The organism is Psychrobacter sp., from assembly GCF_030454045.1.
Taxonomy (GTDB): domain Bacteria; phylum Pseudomonadota; class Gammaproteobacteria; order Pseudomonadales; family Moraxellaceae; genus Psychrobacter.
In genome coordinates this window covers 15,292-35,415 of sequence record NZ_JAKDJE010000028.1, presented here as the reverse complement: position 1 = coordinate 35,415, position 20,124 = coordinate 15,292, and the positions used below count along the sequence as shown (strand labels likewise).

The 20,124-nt window shown below is 43.9% G+C and carries 14 protein-coding genes and 1 tRNA gene; 14 read left to right on the top strand and 1 reads right to left on the bottom strand.

The window, feature by feature from the left end; genetic code table 11:
• Positions 1–332: 332 nt before the first annotated feature.
• From L0G63_RS07080 to L0G63_RS07035, 10 genes are all read left to right on the top strand, one after another.
• Positions 333–408, top strand: a tRNA-Trp gene (locus L0G63_RS07080).
• A 51-nt stretch (positions 409–459) separates the two neighbouring features.
• On the top strand, positions 460–945 hold the full coding sequence (gene secE, locus L0G63_RS07075) for a preprotein translocase subunit SecE (protein ID WP_301450006.1): 486 nt from the start codon (positions 460–462) through the stop codon (positions 943–945).
• A 71-nt stretch (positions 946–1,016) separates the two neighbouring features.
• Entirely contained in the window at positions 1,017–1,547 is a 531-nt protein-coding gene (gene nusG, locus L0G63_RS07070; protein ID WP_301450005.1) for a transcription termination/antitermination protein NusG, read from the top strand.
• A 90-nt stretch (positions 1,548–1,637) separates the two neighbouring features.
• Positions 1,638–2,069: a 50S ribosomal protein L11 gene (rplK, locus tag L0G63_RS07065; RefSeq protein WP_071002920.1), complete on the top strand. Its 432-nt coding sequence runs from the start codon at positions 1,638–1,640 to the stop codon at positions 2,067–2,069.
• Positions 2,069–2,770 carry a 50S ribosomal protein L1 gene (gene rplA / locus L0G63_RS07060; RefSeq protein ID WP_301450004.1) on the top strand — a complete coding sequence of 234 codons (702 nt, stop codon included), beginning with the start codon at positions 2,069–2,071 and terminating at the stop codon, positions 2,768–2,770. Before rplK ends, rplA begins: the two co-directional genes overlap by 1 nt.
• Before the next feature lie 469 nt (positions 2,771–3,239).
• On the top strand, positions 3,240–3,767 hold the full coding sequence (gene rplJ, locus L0G63_RS07055) for a 50S ribosomal protein L10 (protein WP_057761724.1): 528 nt from the start codon (positions 3,240–3,242) through the stop codon (positions 3,765–3,767).
• Between the two features lie 132 nt (positions 3,768–3,899).
• Positions 3,900–4,274 carry a 50S ribosomal protein L7/L12 gene (gene rplL, locus L0G63_RS07050; protein ID WP_301450003.1) on the top strand — a complete coding sequence of 125 codons (375 nt, stop codon included), beginning with the start codon at positions 3,900–3,902 and terminating at the stop codon, positions 4,272–4,274.
• 744 nt (positions 4,275–5,018) lie between these two features.
• Positions 5,019–9,137 (top strand): DNA-directed RNA polymerase subunit beta, encoded by a 4,119-nt coding sequence (rpoB, locus tag L0G63_RS07045; RefSeq protein WP_301450002.1) that lies wholly within the window; start codon positions 5,019–5,021, stop codon positions 9,135–9,137.
• A 151-nt stretch (positions 9,138–9,288) separates the two neighbouring features.
• Positions 9,289–13,506 (top strand): DNA-directed RNA polymerase subunit beta', encoded by a 4,218-nt coding sequence (rpoC, locus tag L0G63_RS07040; protein WP_301450001.1) that lies wholly within the window; start codon positions 9,289–9,291, stop codon positions 13,504–13,506.
• Between the two features lie 164 nt (positions 13,507–13,670).
• A complete protein-coding gene (locus tag L0G63_RS07035) occupies positions 13,671–14,195 on the top strand; it encodes a DUF6586 family protein (RefSeq protein WP_301450000.1) in 525 nt (174 codons plus the stop codon).
• Between the two features lie 94 nt (positions 14,196–14,289).
• Here L0G63_RS07035 and L0G63_RS07030 read toward each other — a convergent pair whose 3' ends face one another.
• On the bottom strand, positions 14,290–16,935 hold the full coding sequence (locus tag L0G63_RS07030) for a penicillin-binding protein 1A (RefSeq protein WP_301449999.1): 2,646 nt from the start codon (positions 16,933–16,935) through the stop codon (positions 14,290–14,292).
• A gap of 192 nt (positions 16,936–17,127) precedes the next feature.
• Here L0G63_RS07030 and pilM point away from each other — a divergent pair, with 192 nt between their 5' ends.
• From pilM to L0G63_RS07010, 4 genes are read left to right on the top strand one after another with little or no spacing between them, the layout of a single operon-like run.
• A complete protein-coding gene (gene pilM / locus L0G63_RS07025; RefSeq protein ID WP_301449998.1) occupies positions 17,128–18,183 on the top strand; it encodes a type IV pilus assembly protein PilM in 1,056 nt (351 codons plus the stop codon).
• Complete coding sequence (locus L0G63_RS07020) at positions 18,183–18,833, top strand: PilN domain-containing protein (RefSeq protein WP_301449997.1); 651 nt, start codon at positions 18,183–18,185, stop codon at positions 18,831–18,833. The genes pilM and L0G63_RS07020 overlap by 1 nt, the downstream gene beginning before the upstream one ends.
• Positions 18,830–19,567 carry a type 4a pilus biogenesis protein PilO gene (locus tag L0G63_RS07015; protein ID WP_301449996.1) on the top strand — a complete coding sequence of 246 codons (738 nt, stop codon included), beginning with the start codon at positions 18,830–18,832 and terminating at the stop codon, positions 19,565–19,567. Before L0G63_RS07020 ends, L0G63_RS07015 begins: the two co-directional genes overlap by 4 nt.
• Positions 19,567–20,100: a pilus assembly protein PilP gene (locus L0G63_RS07010; RefSeq protein ID WP_301449995.1), complete on the top strand. Its 534-nt coding sequence runs from the start codon at positions 19,567–19,569 to the stop codon at positions 20,098–20,100. The genes L0G63_RS07015 and L0G63_RS07010 overlap by 1 nt, the downstream gene beginning before the upstream one ends.
• The last annotated feature ends 24 nt before the right edge of the window (positions 20,101–20,124 follow it).

The following is a 20,124-nucleotide window of genomic DNA, read 5'->3' as shown; positions in this document are numbered from 1 at the left end:
TCTGATAACTATCAGTTGATAAAGAGCCACCCTATATTGGGTGGCTTTTTTTATGAGCTTATTACTCGGTTATAGGATAACGTGCTTAAACGAGTATTTACTTAGCTTTATCTGGCAATATTAGTCATTTATTTGTCATATCCTGTATTGTAATCTATCTCATAGATTGTTATATTAGCGCTTCACTTAAAACGAGTAGCGCATAGACGTGAAAATAGGGTAGAGGTTGATCATATACCTACTAAGTGAATATCAGGTAAAAGGTAATAATTTTACCGCTAAAGGGTTGCATTCTATGCTGGATATTGTATAATGCTGTCCTTTACACCCATAGGCGATTGGCTCAATTGGTAGAGCATCGGTCTCCAAAACCGAGGGTTGTAGGTTCGAGTCCTACATCGCCTGCCATCTTCTTATCTCATCTTTGTTGTACCTCACCATCTCCGAAGCGAGTTCTTTATGAGCAATAATCAAGATAACCTCGAGACTAAGTTATCTGATGCCAAGGCGGTTGCTGGTGGAATGCTGTCTAAAGATAAGCACGTCTCAGCGAGCGGTACTTCTGCTGTTGAAGTTGCTAAGACAGGCTCAATCAAAGATTTGATTTTGTGGCTACTTGCCGCAGCAGTTTTGATCGGTGCGACTCTCGTTAATCAATATCTACCAGGCTATTGGCAACCAGCCAACGATGTCTGGGTACGTATTGGTATTATTGTTGCACTTGTTGTATTTGCATTGATTTGCTTGGCGCTGACGCATCAAGGTCGTGCTTTTAAAATTTTATTAAAAGATGCAGCTGTTGAACTTCGCCGAGTGACATGGCCAAGTAAAGATGAAACCTTTCAATATACATGGCAAGTTATTGTCATGATTGCCATTGTTGGGTTTTTTATTTGGTTATTAGATAATTTCTTTAATTGGTTCGTTGGTATCTTTATCGGTTAATAGCGCGTATTAGTGACTATTAGCGAGAGATTTACTTATAACGACTTATTCATAATGATCAGGAGCGTGATATGCGTTGGTATATTGTCCAAGCGTTTTCAGGATATGAAAAACAAGTACAACGTTCGTTAACTGATCGTATTAACCGTAGTGACTTTACTGAGTCATTCGGTGATGTACTGGTTCCTACTGAAGAAGTCGTCGAAATGAAAGACGGCAAAAAGCGTAAGAGTGAGCGTAAATTCTTTCCAGGTTATGTATTGATTCAAATGGAAATGAACGACAATACTTGGCACATCGTAAAAGATTGCCCTCGTATTATGGGCTTCGTCGGTGGCACGCCTGAGATGCCTGCACCAATTACGCAAGTAGAAGCAGACCGTATTTTGAACCGTTTGAATCAAACTGAGACTGATCCTCGTCCTAAGACGCTATTTGAGCCAGGCGAAGAGTTATTGGTTATTGATGGTCCATTCACTGACTTTAAAGGGTTGGTAGAAAAAGTGGATTATGAGAAGTCTAAACTACATCTAACGGTAAACGTATTTAATCGACCTACGCAGGTTGAGCTTGAGTTTAGTAAAGTTGAAAAGCTAGACTAAATCAGCAAAAAGTTCATCAACCGGGGAGCTGTTAGTCAATTAGGTATATACCATGTTGATTTGGCGCTATTACCCATTTAGGAGAGTATCATGGCTAAGAAGATTGATGGTTACATCAAACTGCAAGTGCCTGCAGGCAAAGCAAATCCTTCACCACCTATTGGTCCAGCTTTGGGTCAAAAAGGCGTGAACATCATGGCGTTCTGTAAAGAATTTAACGCTGCGACCTCAGGCCAAGAGCCAGGTCTACCGATCCCAACTGAGATCACAGTATATAACGATAAATCTTTTACCTTCATCATGAAGTCACCACCAGCTGCGTACTTACTACGTAAAGCTGCTGGCATCGCTAAAGGTTCAGGTACACCGAACACTGCTAAAGTCGGTAAAGTGGACCGTGCACAACTAGAAGAAATCGTTAAGACTAAGAATGCAGACTTAACGGCTGCTGATCTTGACGCTGCTGTCCGTACCATCGCTGGTACTGCACGTTCAATGGGTATTACCGTGGAGGGTGTATAATGTCTAAGCTAACCAAACGTCAAAAAGAAATTCAAAGCCGTATTGATAACGAAAAACAATACACGCTAGAAGAAGCCGTTCAAATCCTAAACGATTTGCCAGCACTCAAATTTAAAGAGTCTATCGACATTGCAGTAAACTTGGGCGTTGACCCACGTAAATCTGACCAAGTCGTTCGCGGTGCAACCAATCTACCTGCTGGTACTGGTAAAACCAAACGCGTTGCTGTATTTGCTCAAGGCGCTGCTGCTGAAGCCGCTAAAGAAGCTGGTGCAGACATCGTTGGTTTTGAAGACCTAGCAGAAGAAATTAAAGCCGGTAACATGGACTTTGATATTGTGATCGCAGCTCCTGATGCTATGCGTGTTGTTGGTCAATTGGGTACAATCCTAGGTCCACGTGGCCTAATGCCTAACCCAAAGGTTGGTACAGTAACACCAAACGTTGCTGAAGCTGTGACTAATGCGAAAGCTGGTCAGGCTCAGTACCGTGTTGATAAAGCTGGTATTATCCATGCAACTATCGGCCAAGTTGGTTTCACTGCTGAGCAAATCGAGCAAAACGCGCAAGCGATTCTTTCTGATTTAAAGCGTGCTAAGCCTGCTACTTCTAAAGGTACTTTCATCAAGAAAATCACTTTGTCTAGCACGATGGGCCCTGGTCTAACGATCGACGCTGTCCCTTATCGTACTGCTAAATAATTAAAGTCTCTATTTTTGAGTACTTGAACTTCAAGTATTTTGAATGATGAGCACATACTATATTCAAAAATTAGGTCAGCGTAGTATTTACTACGCTGTCTAAGACCGTAGGTAGAGAGTGGTTTAGCGTCATAAATAGCAATTTCGAATGGTTAAATATGATACTGAGTCACTTTTGTTAATCGGCGACAGATGAAAATCTTAGTTGTCCTACGCAGACGGTGGCCCATACAGTTTAAGACACGAGCGAATAGGGCGATAGGATTATTTATAATCTTCAAACTATTACTCAACGTCATTCTGATAACGGTGCCGTAATCAGTCGTTACCAGTAGATGATTTTTTTATTGATTGAATCCGCTGGTAATGTGTCGTATCAAGTCAGTCCTAGCTTATAGTTTGAGCGCATAAAACCTTGTTTTTGGCACTTTTATTATAAGTGGATTGATAAGATTAAAGGAGTCAACTTATGGCATTAACGCTAGAACAAAAACAACAAGTTGTGGCTGAAGTGTCTGAAGTTGCTGCTAATGCTTACTCAGCAGTAGCTGCCGAGTATCACGGAATTGGTGTTGCACAGCTTACTAAGCTACGCGAACAAGCTCGTGATAAAGGTGTTGTTTTGAAAGTGGTAAAAAATACACTAGCAAAACGCGCTTTTGAAGGCACTAAGTTTGAGAGCATGTCAGACCGTATGACTGGTCCACTACTTTTGGCTTTCTCTATGGAAGATTTGGGATCTGCCGCTCGAGTCGTTTTCGACTTCAGTAAAGATAACAAAGCTTTAGAGACCAAATTAGTATCAGTCGGTGGTGAAGTTTATGGTCCAGAAGAGCTAGAGCGCGTATCGAAGCTACCAACTCGCGACGAAGCAATCTCTATCTTGATGGCTACTATGAATGCACCAGTGACCAAGCTTGTCCAGACTATGAACGCTGTTCCTGGCAAGTTCGTTCGCACTGTAGCGGCAATCAAAGACGCAAAAGAAGCTGCTTAATTGCTTGTTTTAACGTAACTTTAACATCGCTAATATTGGTTGTACTTTATTGCCACACCTATTTGAAATGGTGGTAAACAATCAAAGCGATATTAGAATCAATTAATTTTTATCAGATAACGGAGAGTTCTCATGGCACTATCTAAAGAAGATGTGTTAAACGCAATCGCTGAAATGTCAGTAATGGACATCGTTGAGCTAATCAGCGATATGGAAGAAAAATTCGGCGTAACTGCTGCTGTTGCTGCTGCTGCACCTGCTGCTGCCGCTGGTGGCGCTGCTGCTGCTGAAGAAAAAGACGAGTTTGACGTAATTCTTTCTGGCTTCGGCGAGAAGAAAGTTGCAGTTATTAAAGCTGTACGTGAAGCAACTGGTCTTGGCCTAAAAGAAGCGAAAGATTTGGTTGAAAGTGCTCCAGCACCAATCAAAGAAGGCGCATCTAAAGCTGAAGCTGAAGAGTTGAAGACTAAGCTTGAAGAAGCTGGTGCCTCTGTTGACCTAAAATAAGGTTAACTTTGCACGAAAAAAAGCTGGTAATGCCTTGCATTGCCAGCTTTTTTTTACTATAATTCGTAGCTTGACCTTTTGTGTCTGCCAACATACGTATGCAACATCACGGTGGATACCCATCAAAAGGACAGACGATATACATGCAAGCACACATGCCAGTTTTTGAAATCAGTTATACGAGCTAAACGTCTTGAGATGTTTGGCATTTTTTTGTGTCTGCATGCTTTCCTATCAACACTATAGTTTATACTGATTCTAAAAGTTATACTTACCCCTATTATTAATTCTGAAAAAGTTGTTGGTCTCAAGTTGCCTATTTATTATGGCATCACTGTCTATACTTAAGCACATAGACGGTTTGTATATCGCAAGATTGCAGTGTGCTATGGGATAGTTTAGAGGGCAAGTGGCTTATATGCAATCCTAATAGGTGTTATTTCTCAACCATGCATCTATAATTTAAACCTGATGGGCCATGTGTTATAGATTAGGTAATATTGAATTTTTTGGTTGCAGCAGTCATATAGACTGATTCATTTGTTATGACTTTGAAAGCAACGACTAGATTAAGTGAAGGGTGCTGGGTAAGCACTGATAAGTAAAGTAGTAATTGACAGAAAAGATATGAACTGAATACGAAGACCCGTTTTATATTATCGTTTACGTCGCTAAGTGTGCATCATATTTGTGCATATTGGCCACGCTTTTAATTTGTTTCCACGTTTACTGTAAGGACTCTCGATGGCATATTCTTATACTGAAAAAAAGCGTATTCGCAAAAGTTTTGCTGAATTGCCCACTGTAATGGACGTTCCCTATTTACTGTCTATTCAAGTAGATTCTTATGAGCAATTTTTGCAAGAGCATAAAAAGCCAAAAGCTCGTGAGAATACTGGTTTGCAAGCTGCGTATTCCTCTATTTTCCCAATTGAGAGTCACTCTGGTAACGCGGAGTTGCAATTTGTTGAGTACTATTTAGGTACGCCTGAATTTGATGAGCGTGAGTGTATCTTACGTGGTTCAACGTTTGCGGCGCCGATGCGTGTCAAAATTCGCTTGATCATCAAAGATAAAGATAGCAAAGACAAAGATAGCAAAGCCGCTATCAAAGATATCCGTGAGCAAAGCGTTTACATGGGCGAGATGCCTTTAATGACGGCGAACGGTACTTTTATTATTAATGGTACTGAGCGTGTTATCGTCTCTCAGCTACATCGTTCACCTGGTGTGTTCTTTGACCATGATAAAGGTAAGTCGCATTCAAGTGGTAAAGTGCTTTATAACGCGCGTATCATCCCTTACCGTGGTTCATGGTTAGACTTTGAATTTGATGCAAAGGACTTAGTCTTTGCTCGTATTGACCGTCGCCGTAAGCTATTGGCTTCTATCATTCTACGTGCACTTGGCCTGACTACATCTGAAATCTTAGATCTTTTCTTTGACAAAGTTGCGGTTTATAAAGGCGAAGAGCAGTTTGAAATTGATTTAGTTGCTGATCGTCTACGTGGCGAGATGGCTCAGTTTGACATCGTATCACCTGCAGGTGACGTTATTGTAGAGCAGGGTAAACGTATCAACGCACGCCGTATCCGTCAACTTGAAGAAGCAGGCATGACGAAAATTGCGGTACCTGATGAGTATCTATATGAGCGTATTTTAGCTGAAGACATCGTTGTTAACGATGAAATCATCGCTAAAGCAAACACGCCAATCGACCACGAGTTATTGGTAAAATTGAACTCATTTGAAGCCAGTGGTGCCATCAAAGAATTCAGCATTCTGTTCACCAACGATATCGACCAAGGCAGCTATATTGCTGATACGCTACGTGCTGATAGCACGTCAACCCGCGAAGAAGCATTGATCGAAATCTACAAAGTTATGCGTCCAGGTGAGCCGCCAACGGTTGAAACGGCTGAGAAACTGTTTGAAAGCATGTTCTTCAACGCCGATCGTTATGACCTATCTAACGTCGGTCGTATGAAGTTCAACCGTCGTCTTAGTCTGCCATTTGAAAACACCGATGATCCAGACGTACAGCGCGAACGCAGTGTATTGACCAACGATGACATCGTTAATGTTCTAAAAGAACTTATCGAAATTCGTAACGGTCGCGGCGATGTCGATGATATTGATCATCTTGGTAACCGCCGTATTCGTTCAGTAGGCGAGATGGCAGAAAACCAATTCCGTGTTGGTTTAGTACGTGTTGAGCGTGCGGTAAAAGAGCGTTTAAGCTCAGCAGAATCAGACAACTTGTCACCACAAGATTTGATTAACTCTAAGCCAGTAGCGGCGGCGGTTAAAGAGTTCTTTGGTTCAAGCCAGTTGTCACAGTTTATGGATCAGAACAACCCGTTGTCTGAAGTTACCCATAAGCGCCGTGTATCAGCGTTAGGACCAGGTGGTCTAACTCGTGAACGTGCAGGCTTTGAAGTACGTGACGTACATGATACCCATTATGGCCGTGTCTGCCCGATTGAGACTCCTGAAGGTCCAAACATTGGTCTAATCAACTCGCTAGCAACCTTTGCTAAAACCAACAGCTTTGGTTTTTTAGAAACGCCTTATCGCCGTGTGGTTGATGGTAAAGTGACTGATGATATTGAATATCTATCAGCAATCGAAGAAGTCGGTACGGTCATTGCACAGGCTGACTCTCCGATGACTGAGGACGGCGCGTTATCTGACGAGATGGTCAGTGTACGTAACTATGGTGAATTTGTTCGTATGCCGCCAGAAAAAGTCACGCATATGGATGTATCACCAAGTCAGGTCGTATCGGTCGCAGCAGGTTTGATTCCGTTCCTAGAGCATGATGATGCTAACCGTGCCCTGATGGGCTCGAACATGCAGCGTCAGGCGGTTCCTACGCTACGTGCTGATAAGCCGCTCGTAGGTACGGGTATGGAGCGTCACGTTGCTCGTGACTCTGGCGTTTGTGTGATCGCTAAGCGTGGCGGTGTGATTGAAGATGTTGATGCATCACGTATCGTGGTTCGTGTCAACGAAGACGAGATGACTGCTGGTGAAGCGGGTATCGATATCTATAACTTGATCAAATACACGCGTTCTAACCAAAACACTTGTATCAACCAACGTATCATCGTTAACCAAGGTGACGAGATTGCTTTGGGTGATATCTTGGCTGATGGTCCATCAACGGATCTTGGTGAGCTAGCACTGGGTCAGAACATCCGCATCGCATTTATGCCGTGGAATGGTTATAACTTCGAAGATTCAATCTTGCTATCTGAAAAAGTCGTGAAAGAAGATCGTTTCACTACCATTCATATCCAAGAATTGACTTGTGTGGCTCGTGATACCAAGCTAGGTACAGAAGAGATCACGGCTGATATTCCAAACGTTGGTGAAGCCGCACTATCAAGTCTTGATGAAGCAGGTATCGTCTATATCGGTGCTGAAGTTGACGCTGGTGATATTCTCGTTGGTAAAGTGACGCCAAAAGGCGAAACGCAACTAACGCCAGAAGAGAAACTACTACGGGCTATCTTTGGTGAAAAAGCGGCGGATGTGAAAGACACTTCATTACGCGTACCGACTTCAAGCAAAGGTACCGTTATTGATGTGCAGGTCTTCACCCGTGATGGCGTTGAAAAAGACGCACGTGCAAGAGCGATTGAAAAATCGCAGCTTGATAGCTATCGTAAAGATTTGAAAGAAGAGCTACGTATCTTTGAAGAAGCGGCTCGCGGTCGTATTGGTACTCTACTAGATGGCCAAAAAGTCAGTGGCGGTGCTGGTCTAAAAGCCGGTACGGTTATGGCATTAGACGATATGAAAGACATGAGTCTTGAGACCTTGCTTGATATCCAGCCAGTTGAAGAAGAAATCTCTGAGCGTCTGACGCAAATCTCTGATTACTTGGTTGATAAGCAAAAAGACATCGATGTGAAATTTGCCGAGAAAAAACGCAAATTGACCGCTGGTGATGACTTACAACATGGCGTACAAAAAATCGTTAAAGTATATCTAGCGGTTAAGCGTCGTATTCAACCTGGTGATAAGATGGCGGGTCGTCATGGTAACAAAGGTGTGGTATCACGCATCATGCCAGTTGAAGACATGCCTTATGATGAAAATGGTAATACCGTTGACATCGTATTGAACCCACTTGGTGTACCATCTCGTATGAACATCGGTCAGGTTTTAGAGACGCATTTGGGGATGGCAGCCAAAGGCTTGGGCGAGAAAATTGATGGTATGCTCAAATCGCAAGCAGCAATCAAAGAGCTACGTGACTTCTTGGACAAAATCTATAACCAAGTTGGTGGTGAGCAAGTTGATCTTGATAGCTTAAGTGATGATGACATCATGGCGCTAGCAGACAACTTACGTGGCGGTGTACCGATGGGCACAGCAGTATTTGACGGCGCAAGAGAAAGCCAAGTTAAAGATTTGCTAGAGCTTGCTGGTATGGATCGCGATGGTCAGCAGACGTTATATGATGGTCGTACAGGTCAGAAGTTTGACCGTAAAGTAACCGTTGGTTATATGTATATGCTCAAGCTTAACCACTTGGTTGATGACAAAATGCACGCGCGTTCAACAGGTTCTTATTCTCTAGTAACTCAGCAACCACTTGGTGGTAAAGCTCAGTTTGGTGGTCAGCGCTTTGGTGAGATGGAAGTATGGGCACTAGAGGCATACGGCGCGACTTACACGTTACAAGAGATGTTAACGGTGAAGTCGGATGACGTTGAAGGCCGTACACGTATGTACAAAAACATCGTTGATGGTGAGCAGTATATGGATCCAGGCATGCCTGAGTCGTTCAACGTACTGACCAAAGAAATCAAATCACTGGGTATTAATATTGAGTTAAAACAAAGCAACTAGCCCGTTGTTTAACTTAGTTGTCCACTAAAGGCAGTATGCATTATGGCTGCTGCTTTTAGTGATTTGTCTCAACCCTATTCATTGCCTTCATTCATCTTATCCGCGTCTATAGTACGCTGTCAGATGATTATAAAGATAACGGAGAAGCAACTTGAAAGATTTACTCGATATCATGCAAAGCCCTACCGGCAACGGTAATACAGAGTTTGATAGCATTCAAATTACTCTAGCCTCACCTGACGTTGTTAAGTCATGGTCGCATGGCGAAGTAAAAAAGCCTGAGACCATCAACTATCGCACGTTCAAGCCTGAGCGTGATGGTCTTTTTTGTGCCAAAATCTTTGGCCCAGTAAAAGACTTCGAATGTTTATGTGGTAAATACAAGCGCCGTAAGTTCCAAGGCGTCATCTGCGAAAAATGTGGTGTTGAAGTCACCACGGCTAAAGTTCGTCGTGACCGCATGGGTCATATCGACCTAGCCAGTCCTGTGGCGCACATTTGGTTTCTAAAATCATTACCAAGCCGCATCGGTCTATTGTTAGACATGACGCTACGTGATATCGAGCGCGTTCTATATTTTGAAAGCTATATCGTCACTGAGCCTGGTCTAACTAGCTTAGAAAAGTACCAGTTGCTTGATGATGAAGATTATTACAAAGCGCTTGAAGAGTTTGGTGACGAATTCACAGCTAAGATGGGTGCTGAGGCTGTCCAAGACCTATTGAAAGATATCGATATGGATCTTGAGATTGATGAGCTGCGTGAAGCAATTCCGCAAACTGGCTCTGAGACCAAGCTTAAGAAGATGTCTAAGCGTCTCAAATTATTAGAAGCATTCCGCGATTCTAATAATAAGCCTGAGTGGATGGTAATGAACATCTTACCAGTACTACCACCAGATTTGCGCCCGCTAGTACCGCTAGAAGGTGGCCGTTTTGCGACATCAGATCTAAACGATCTATATCGCCGTGTGATCAACCGTAACAACCGTCTTAAGCGTCTGCTTGAGCTGAGCGCGCCTGATATCATCGTACGTAACGAAAAGCGTATGTTGCAAGAGTCAGTGGATGCGTTGCTTGATAACGGTCGCCGTGGTCGCGCCATCACTGGCAGTAACAAGCGTCCATTGAAATCTTTGGCAGATATGATCAAAGGTAAGCAAGGTCGTTTCCGTCAGAACTTACTTGGTAAGCGTGTCGATTACTCTGGTCGTTCGGTTATCGTTGTAGGCCCAACACTACGTCTACATCAGTGTGGTCTACCTAAGAAAATGGCACTAGAACTATTCAAGCCATTTACTTATAACAAACTATTGTCTCATGGCTTAGCGACAACAATTAAAGCTGCCAAAAAGATGGTAGAGCGTGAAGAACCGCAAGTATGGGATATGCTGGCCATGGTTATCCGTGAGCATCCAGTGCTTCTGAACCGTGCACCAACCCTTCACCGTTTGGGCTTGCAAGCATTTGAGCCAGTATTGATCGAAGGTAAAGCCATCCAGTTGCATCCGCTTGTTTGTACCGCATTCAACGCCGATTTCGATGGTGACCAAATGGCTGTACACGTGCCATTGACCCTAGAAGCACAGCTTGAATCACGTGCCTTGATGATGTCTACCAACAACATCTTGTCACCTGCGAACGGCGATCCAATCATCGTACCATCGCAGGATGTTGTACTAGGTCTATATTACATCAGCCGCTCGTCTATCAATGCCAAAGGCGAGAGCATGATCTTTGCGACCGTCAATGAAGCATTGCGCGCGATTGGTTCAAATGATTTGCACGTAAACGCCAAGATCAAAGTGCGTGTTACTGAGACGCAAATTGATGAAGAGGGTAACGAGACCAAAGAAGTTAACCTAAAAGAAACGGTTGCTGGTCGTCTGCTTATTTGGAACATCATGCCTAAAGGTATGACGTTTGATGAGTGTAACCAAGAGATGACGAAGAAAAATATTTCTCGTTTGATCAACTCTTGCTACCGTAAAGTGGGCGTCAAAGAAAGTGTCATGTTTGCTGACCAATTAATGTATCTTGGTTTTGCTCAAGCAACACTATCTGGTGTGTCTATCGGTATTGACGATATGGTCATTCCACCACTGAAAAAGAACATTATTGAAGTGGCAGAAGGCGAAGTTCGCGAAATCGAAGATCAGTTCGAGCAAGGTTTTGTGACCGCAGGTGAGCGTTATAACAAAGTGGTTGATATCTGGTCACGTACCAATGACAAAGTCGCTAAGGCGATGATGGACAACCTGGCGACCGATAAAGTTATCAACGCCCAAGGTGAGGAAGACGAGCAGAAATCATTCAACTCGATCTTTATCATGTCGGATTCTGGTGCTCGTGGTAGTGCCGCACAGATTCGTCAGTTGGCCGGTATGCGTGGTTTGATGGCTAAGCCAGATGGCTCAATCATTGAGACACCAATTAAAGCGAACTTCCGTGAAGGTTTGACCGTATTACAGTACTTCATCTCAACGCATGGTGCACGTAAAGGTCTAGCGGATACAGCACTGAAAACGGCTAACTCGGGTTACCTAACTCGTCGTCTGGTTGATGTGGCGCAAGATTTGGTGATCACTAGTGATGATTGTGGTACTGAAGAAGGCCTACTCATGAAACCACATATCCAAGGTGGTGAAATCATTGAGAAGCTAGGTGAGCTCGTACTTGGTCGTGTGACTGCCCGTGACGTTACTTACAATGATGACAGTGAAAAAGTATTGATTCCAGCTGGTACCTTGATTGATGAGTATTGGGTTAATGTCCTTGATAACAACGCAATCGATGATATCTGGGTACGTTCGGTGATTACTTGTGATATCGAACATGGTGTGTGTTCACAGTGTTATGGTCGTGACCTTGCACGTGGTCACAAAGTGAATATCGGCGAATCAGTTGGTGTTATGGCCGCTCAGTCCATCGGTGAGCCAGGTACTCAGTTGACCATGCGTACGTTCCACGTGGGCGGAGCCGCGAGCTCAGCCTCTGTAGACAACAGCATCTCTGTACGTAATGCTGGTCAAGCGCACTTTGAGAACATGAAAACGGTTGAGCATACCGATGGTCACTTAGTTATCGTATCGCGTTCAGCTGAAATCGCGTTGACTGATGAGCTTGGCCGTGAGCGTGAGCGCTATAAAGTACCGTACGGTTCAAGCGTTCTTGTAAAAGACGAAGAGCAGGTTGAAGGCGGTCAAACCATCGCTAAATGGGATCCGCATACCCATCCAATTATCACAGAATTTGCTGGTACAGCACGTTTCAGTGATATCGTTGATGGTTCAACGGCGACCGTTAAGGTTGATGATGCCACTGGTATGAGCTCGTTTGAGATTCTAGCGACTCGTGACCGTTCAAGTTCAGCAAAAGACTTACGTCCTGCCATTATCTTGAACACTGACGAAGGCAAAGAAGTGGTTTACTTCTTACCAGCTGAAACGATTATTCGCGTGAGCGATGGTGAAAAAGTAGCAGCAGGTTCGATTCTAGGCCGTGTTCCACAAGCTTCTTCTGGTACAAAAGATATTACCGGTGGTCTACCACGTGTTGCTGATCTATTTGAAGCACGTCGTCCAAAAGATCATGCCATCATGGCAGAAATGACAGGTGTGGTGAGCTTTGGTAAAGAGACCAAAGGTAAGAACCGCTTTATTATTACCAATGAAGATGGCGAAGTGCATGAAGAGCTGATTCCAAAATGGCGTCAAATCAACGTCTTTGAAAACGAGACGGTAGCACGTGGTGAGATTATTGCAGATGGTCCACAAAACCCGCATGATATCTTGCGCTTGAAAGGCCAGACGGCACTTGCTGATTATATCGTCAACGAAGTACAGGACGTCTATCGCCTGCAGGGTGTAAAAATAAACGATAAGCACATCGAAGTTATCATTCGTCAGATGCTGCGTAAAGTTGAAGTCACTGATGGCGGCGATTCAAGCCACTTCAAAGGTGATCAGGTTGAGTATGCAGATATCAAGGCACTGAATGCGAAACTAGAAGCGGAAGACAAATTCCCAGTACAGTTTGAGCGTCAATTATTAGGTATCACTAAGGCAAGTTTGGCAACTGAAAGCTTTATCTCAGCGGCGTCTTTCCAAGAAACAACCCGTGTACTAACGGCGGCGGCTGTGACTGGTAAAGTGGATGAGCTACGTGGTCTGAAAGAAAACGTGGTGGTTGGTCGCTTGATTCCTGCAGGTACGGGTCTTGCTTATCATAAAGCCCGCAAAGAAAAAGCGGATCAGAAGCTACAAGACAGTGATCTAAATGCAGCGTTTGATATGACTGCAAGCACTGACAGCAAAGACTTTGCAAGCTTTGATGAAGCTTTCGCTCAAGAGCTAAATCAAAATAATTAATAGTATTGAGTATTTTGATTCATTTTCAATTCAAAAAAAAGCCAGCCTAAGTGCTGGCTTTTTTGTGCTTATAAAAACTGAGAAAGGCATGGTGCTATTATCTAAAAAAATAGTACACTGGAAAACAAGCCTCAATTCACTATCTATAGAAGGATCAGTCGCACATGGCAGGTAAAACTCGCGTTGCCAAATATCAAGCAGATCGTACCAATCAAAAACTCTATTTCTGCCGTCTCTCTTGTCAAACAGCAGGCAGCACCAATGATAAGCAGCTATATCAGGCTCATTGTGAAACGGCTATTTTTCACTTATACGGGGCATTGTTAGCATTTATTCAAGAGTTGGGCCATTTTTATAGTCTAAACATAACCTCGCCAACCTTGTTAGATATTGAGCAGGCACTGGGCGAGCGCACACAGGTATCTCCTGAAGTTCAGCGCTTGCAGCAATTACAGCAGCAAGGTTTTGTCGCCAATATAGAGCGCGCTTATGAGCGTTGTCTTTATGCTGTCCCACCAGACACAATCGTAGATGAGATGCCGAGCAGTGATTCAGCAGCACCAGACCTTATCGTGAACGTAGTCACTTTGTCTAATCAGTGGTTACCTGATGAGGCGACGATAAGAGAATGGCGCCAACAGCTGTTGGAGTTGATTGAGCAATTACGTGCAGGAATGGTTGAATTCTAGAAATCTAAGTAAACCAAAACTCTGAGATATAAAAAAGGCTTGTTCAGTAATCACTGAATAAGCCTTTTTATTTAGACAAATACCGAGCAGTAGATCACTCTGGCATCGGGGGCATACGCTGAACTGGCGTGACCGATAAAGGATTTTGCGGCACGCTATCGTTACTACGGCTATTGTTTGCTTGAGCTACTGAGTTGTTAGTATCTGCAGTGGGCTCGGCGGCTGTCGGTTTGCGCTGCTGAGTTTGGGTCTTGACTGGCTTTGCTGGTGCGCTGGTATCAGAAATATTGTCATCATCAGTTATAATACCATCATCGGTCATTTCTATAATTTGCTGCTGCTGTTTTTTAGATTTTGAGCGGTTATTGAGAGATACCCATTGATTTGGCGTGTCTTTGAGCTGAGCTTTCATAAAGTCCATCCAGACGGGCAGGGCAGCAACCCCACCATACTCTCGGCGACCCATAGATTCTGGCTGATCAAACCCCATCCAGACTACGGTTGCATTGGTTGGATGAAATCCTGCAAACCAAGCATCTTTGGCTTCGTTGGTTGTACCTGTTTTCCCACCAATATCATCGCGGCCTAGGGCTTTGGCTCGTACTGCCGTACCATGACGTACCACGTCACGTAAAATATCTGCCATCTCAAACGCGACTCTCGGTTTGAGTATTCTCGGTGCTTGTTTGGCTCTTACATATTGTACGGCGGGGGCTTTTAGGCGATCTGATTGTGGACCCGCGTCATAAATAGTAAGGTCGATTGCTTCATCAGTTTCTTCTACATTTTCACTATTTTCTAGTTCAGTGCTTTCGGTAGCTGATTCATCAGTAGTACTGTTTTCGTCTTCTAATGATTTGTCATATTCTTCTATCAGGTTTTTATTAACCGCTTCAAGTTGCTCATTGAAGCATAAGGCGCAAGCTTGAAGTGGATTAGCCTGAAATAATAACTCATTTTTATAGTTATAAATTTGCTCAATAAAATAAGGCTGGACACGATGGCCCCCATTGGCGAAAGTTGAATAAGCGGTCGCCATTTGTAATGGGGTTGCTTGTCCTGCCCCTAGAGCCAACGATAAAGTTGTTGGTAGTTTTTCTTTGTCTAGACCAAACTCATCTAAGAGGTTGCGCGCATCAGAGATACCAATGGACTGTAGCAAGCGGATAGAAACCAAGTTGCGCGATAAATATAAACCACGGCGTAGCGTGATATCCCCTAAGAAACGTTCATCCGAATTTTTAGGTTTCCAGTCGCCTACTTGAATAGGACGATCAGAGACGATACTGTCTGGGCGATAGCCTTTTTCTAAAGCGGCTGTGTAGACGAGTGGCTTGATGGTAGAGCCAGGTTGGCGCCACCCTTGTAAGGCTCTATTAAACTTACTGTGTTTGAAATCAAAACCGCCTACTAATGCATTAACCGCGCCGGTTTCTGGATTTAATGAAACCAGACTGCCTTGTATTTTAGGTATCTGCCCTAGTTGCCAATTACCATTTGCGGTAGGTATCACGCGGACAATATCGTTTTTGCTCACTACTTGGCTGGCATTATCGGGATAATAGCCAATACGGTTGGCGGAGATGTATTTGCGTGCCCAGCTCATGCCAGACCAATTGACCGTCACGCTTTCACCAGACTGTAATGTCGCTTCAAAACTACGAGAGTTGACTTTGGTGACTTTGGCAGGAGACATATTGCTATAGCGCTGAAAGTTTTCGAGAGGCTCGTCATTTGCTTCTGCGCCGCGCCAGCCATGACGATGCTCATAAGCTACTAACCCTGTCAATATGGCAGCCTCTGCCGATGTTTGTGCCTTACTATCGACTGTGAGACGAACACGCCAACCACCATGCATCACCTGCTCACCATAACGCTCGACTAGAGTCGCCCGTGTCATTTCTGCCAAATAAGGCATATTCACATCAAGCTTCTCTTGATACAGCTTGATGCCAACAGGTGAGCGAACGGCTTCATCATGTTGCGCTTTGGTGATATAGCCAAGCTCATACATACGGCCAATGATCCAATTGCGCCGAGTCACAGCCCGTGTAGGATTGGCAACAGGATTGTATTTAGAAGGGGCTTTTGGTAGACCAGCAAGCATTGCCATCTCAGCAATAGTGAGGTTATCTAGCGATTTACTGTAGTATTTTTTGGCAGCGGCGCGGATACCATAAGCGCCTTCGCCCAAATAAATCTTATTGACATATAAAGTCAAAATATCGTTTTTACTCAGCTCGTCTTCGATTTTACGTGCTAAAAATAATTCCGTCAGTTTACGATTTAGGGTACGCTCAGGGCTCAAAAAATAATTTTTAGCAACCTGCATCGTGATAGTGGAACCACCCGTCTGACTATCATCGTCAGTGACAACTTCAGTGACCGCGCGACCAAGACCTTTGATACTGATACCACTATGCTGAAAGAAAGATGCATCTTCTGCCGCTAAAAAAGCGTGAGTTAAGTCTGTCGGGATTTCATCAAATGTGACTGGTAAGGACAAACGATTGCCATACTGACCAATTAGCTTGTCATCACTACTGTATATTTGCAATGGCATTTCTAAGTTGGCAGTTTTGATTTCTTGAATACTGGGCAAAGTTGGCGACAAATACATCGCCATCCCATAAAAACCAATGGGAACAGCAAGCGCTAAGATAACTGCCAATGCTAGGCAAGCGATAAAAAGTCCCACCAAAAAGTGAATGAGACGAGCAGTAGCATTTTTTTTGGCCATAATAAGACTTATTCATTAGAATTTGTAGCGGATAAGGTATTATACCTTGAACAAAACTAGTAGGTCATAATAAATGTGTAAGTAGGCCTTAATATATTTTTAAACGCTTGAATCTATCAATTAAGTAAAGTATTGTATTGAATTATTACAAATAACTATCAGATTGTACACTTAATATAAGGTATAGAGTTTGTGAGGCTATTTACTTCAAAGAGTCGACATTTGATTGGTGTGGATATTGGTGCCACTTCAGTGAAGCTGGTTGACGTACAGCGCCAGCAAGGCATGTTCCATCTAAAATCCTATGGTATCGAAAGACTACCGGAAGGTGCAGTCGTCGACAAGCTCTTATTGGATACAGAAGCGGTAGGCAATATTATAGCGAGTCTAGCAAGACGTTGCCAAGTCGCTGGTAGCAATGCGGCAACGGCGGTGTCAGGCTCTGCGGTGATTACTAAAATTATTGATATGGATCTGATGCTAAGCGATGTTGAGCGTGAAGCACAGATACGTCTCGATGCTGATCAATATATACCTTATCCTTTAGAGGATGTGAATTTAGATTTTGAAGTATTAGGCTCCTCTTTGGTTAGCGAAGATATGGTTCAAGTCCTGCTGGCAGCATCTCGTTCAGAAAACGTAGATCAACGTGTGGATGCATTGACTTTTGGCGGGATGCAAACAAAAGTCATGGATATCGAGTCGCATGCCATCGAGCGTGCTTTTGGGCTCATGGCAGACAATCTCACAAACATGCCTGAACTGGTCGCTTTGATAGACATAGGTCACAATCAGACCACGTTATATATCGCAAAAAATGGCGAGTTTATTTATAGCCGCGAACAACTATTTGGCGGTGTGCAGCTAACGGAGGCAATCCAAAATCGTTATGGATTATCAGCTGAAGAAGCGACACTGAGTAAACGTGAGCGTACATTACCTGATGATTATTATCCTGAAGTCTTGACACCTTTTATAGAAAATACGATCCAACAAATTACTCGCTCTTTACAGTTTTATTTTTCTTCTAGCCAATATAGCAGTATTGATCACGTCGTACTGGCAGGTGGGAGCAGTTCAATTGCAGGTCTCGCTGGCATGGCACAGCAAAAATTGGGCGTGACTGTCAGTGTCGCCAACCCATTCACCAATATGACCATTGCACCAAATATCGATAATGAGCAGTTGACCATCGACGCGCCAAGCTTGATGGCTGCATGCGGTCTTGCGTTAAGGAGCTTTGACTAATGGCTCGTATTAACCTTCTACCTTGGCGACAAGAAGAGCGCGACCGTCGCAACAAAGAGTTTATGACTCTAATCGCTGCGGTGACACTGCTTACGCTCCTTGCGGCATTTGCTTCATGGAGCTACTTTGATAATGAACTCGATGAGCAGCTAGACGCTAATGCATTGATTGAACAAGAAAACGCGCGTTTAGATACGGCATTAACCGAAATTGACAGTTTAGAGCAGCGCCGTGAAGATATTATCTCACGCATGCAGGTCATTCAAGATTTGCAAGGTCGTCGTCCCGTGCCAGTACGCCTTTGGGATGACTTGGCAAGAGCCATTCCACCGGCGCTTTATCTAACGAACCTCAAACGCGAAGGCGATGTGTTAACGTTGACTGGCCTCGCTGACAATCCAAACATTGTATCTAGCTTAATTCGTAATCTTGATAGTAGCAAGTGGATGGGTAATTCAGCAGTTAGCAACATTCAACAAAACATTAGTGCATATGAAACGGCGCCAGCACTCAACACGACTACCACCACGACTGGCGAACAACCTCGTCCAGTGTATCCAGAAGACAGTTACGTACAGTTTGTGGTGACGACTAACGTGCAATCAGAGGCACCTGTTCCTGCTGAAGATGGTGCGGGAGGGGAGTTATGAAACTGGTCCGTAAAAAAAGTCTAATCAAGACTAAGAAAAATGCTTCAACGCCAAAGAAGCAATTTGATTTAAATGAGTTCCGCCGTAGTTTTGAGTCGTTAGATTCTGAAAACTATGGCAGTTGGCCGTTGCCAGTTAAGGTGACGGTGGTAGGTCTCATTATTACCTTTATCGCAGCACTATCATGGGCGCTACCGATTAGTAGCAAGATCGATGAGATCAATGCTGCTGAAAGCCAGCAACAGACACTGCTTGAGAGCTATCGTGAAAAAGAGTCACGTGCGCGTCATCTAGAAGCTTATCAAGCACAAGTGGTTCAAATGGAAACGGAGTTTAATACTTTGTTGGATCAGTTACCAAAAGAGACTCGTGTGTCAGAGCTAGTGGAAGGTATCAATATGACAGGCGTGGGCAGTAATATTCGTTTCCAAGATATTTCAGTAGAGCCTGAGATTGAAAACGAATTCTTTATTGAGCAGCCGATTCGTATTGCCGCTTTAGGTGAGTATCATCAGTTTGGTAGTTTTATCAGTGGCCTTGCCGCCTTACCCCGTATCATCACGATGCATGACTTTGAAGTGAGCAACCCGCAGCCGAGTTTGGAGGTTTTACCAGAGCTGAATTTAGTGTTGCAAACTAAGACCTATCGTTCTAAAGAAGCGACTCCTGAGGACGAAGCCACTCCTGCAGGTGATGCCGCCGCAGCTACTGATGCAAATGCAGGAGGTAACTAATGAGTATACAAAAATTGCCCATGCTGTTGGCTCTGAGCATCACTGCAATATCTATCACTGGTTGTACTGATCGTATTGGTATGGCAGAACAGTCAATGGCTGACATTCGTAACCAGCCAGCGCAGCCCATTGAACCACCGCCTAAAGCTGAATTAGTAGAAGATTTTGTTTATAGCGCAAGCTCACAGCGCAGCCCATTTTTACCACCAAGTTTGGTCAATGTAGAGGGTCCTACCACCTCCATTGACGGGGTGCGGCCTGATATCACACGTGTAAAAGAACCGCTTGAGCAGTATGAGCTATCACAACTGGTCTTTAGAGGCGTAGTGGTGTCGCCGGAAGGTCAGCGATACGCACTGGTACAACGGCCTGATGGCTCAGTGGCTAGCGTGAAGGTAGGTGATTATCTTGGATTGAATGACGGCCGTATTGTTGAAATCACGCCGACCCAGATTAACTTGATTGAAATTGTGCCAGACAGCCGCGCTGGGTTTGTTGAAAAACCCCAGTCGCTGGTATCCCCTATAAGCTAAGTCGGCAGATTTTTTGAGGAATAA

Excerpts from the sequence above, each read along its gene's own strand:
- rplK (WP_071002920.1), top strand. The coding sequence starts at position 1,638 with ATGGCTAAGAAGATTGATGGTTACATCAAACTGCAAGTGCCTGCAGGC.
- L0G63_RS07035 (WP_301450000.1), top strand. The coding sequence starts at position 13,671 with ATGGCAGGTAAAACTCGCGTTGCCAAATATCAAGCAGATCGTACCAAT.
- L0G63_RS07020 (WP_301449997.1), top strand. The coding sequence starts at position 18,183 with ATGGCTCGTATTAACCTTCTACCTTGGCGACAAGAAGAGCGCGACCGT.
- rpoB (WP_301450002.1), top strand. The coding sequence starts at position 5,019 with ATGGCATATTCTTATACTGAAAAAAAGCGTATTCGCAAAAGTTTTGCT.
- nusG (WP_301450005.1), top strand. The coding sequence starts at position 1,017 with ATGCGTTGGTATATTGTCCAAGCGTTTTCAGGATATGAAAAACAAGTA.
- secE (WP_301450006.1), top strand. The coding sequence starts at position 460 with ATGAGCAATAATCAAGATAACCTCGAGACTAAGTTATCTGATGCCAAG.
- L0G63_RS07015 (WP_301449996.1), top strand. The coding sequence starts at position 18,830 with ATGAAACTGGTCCGTAAAAAAAGTCTAATCAAGACTAAGAAAAATGCT.
- L0G63_RS07030 (WP_301449999.1), bottom strand. The coding sequence starts at position 16,935 with ATGGCCAAAAAAAATGCTACTGCTCGTCTCATTCACTTTTTGGTGGGA.
- rplA (WP_301450004.1), top strand. The coding sequence starts at position 2,069 with ATGTCTAAGCTAACCAAACGTCAAAAAGAAATTCAAAGCCGTATTGAT.
- L0G63_RS07010 (WP_301449995.1), top strand. The coding sequence starts at position 19,567 with ATGAGTATACAAAAATTGCCCATGCTGTTGGCTCTGAGCATCACTGCA.
- rplJ (WP_057761724.1), top strand. The coding sequence starts at position 3,240 with ATGGCATTAACGCTAGAACAAAAACAACAAGTTGTGGCTGAAGTGTCT.
- rplL (WP_301450003.1), top strand. The coding sequence starts at position 3,900 with ATGGCACTATCTAAAGAAGATGTGTTAAACGCAATCGCTGAAATGTCA.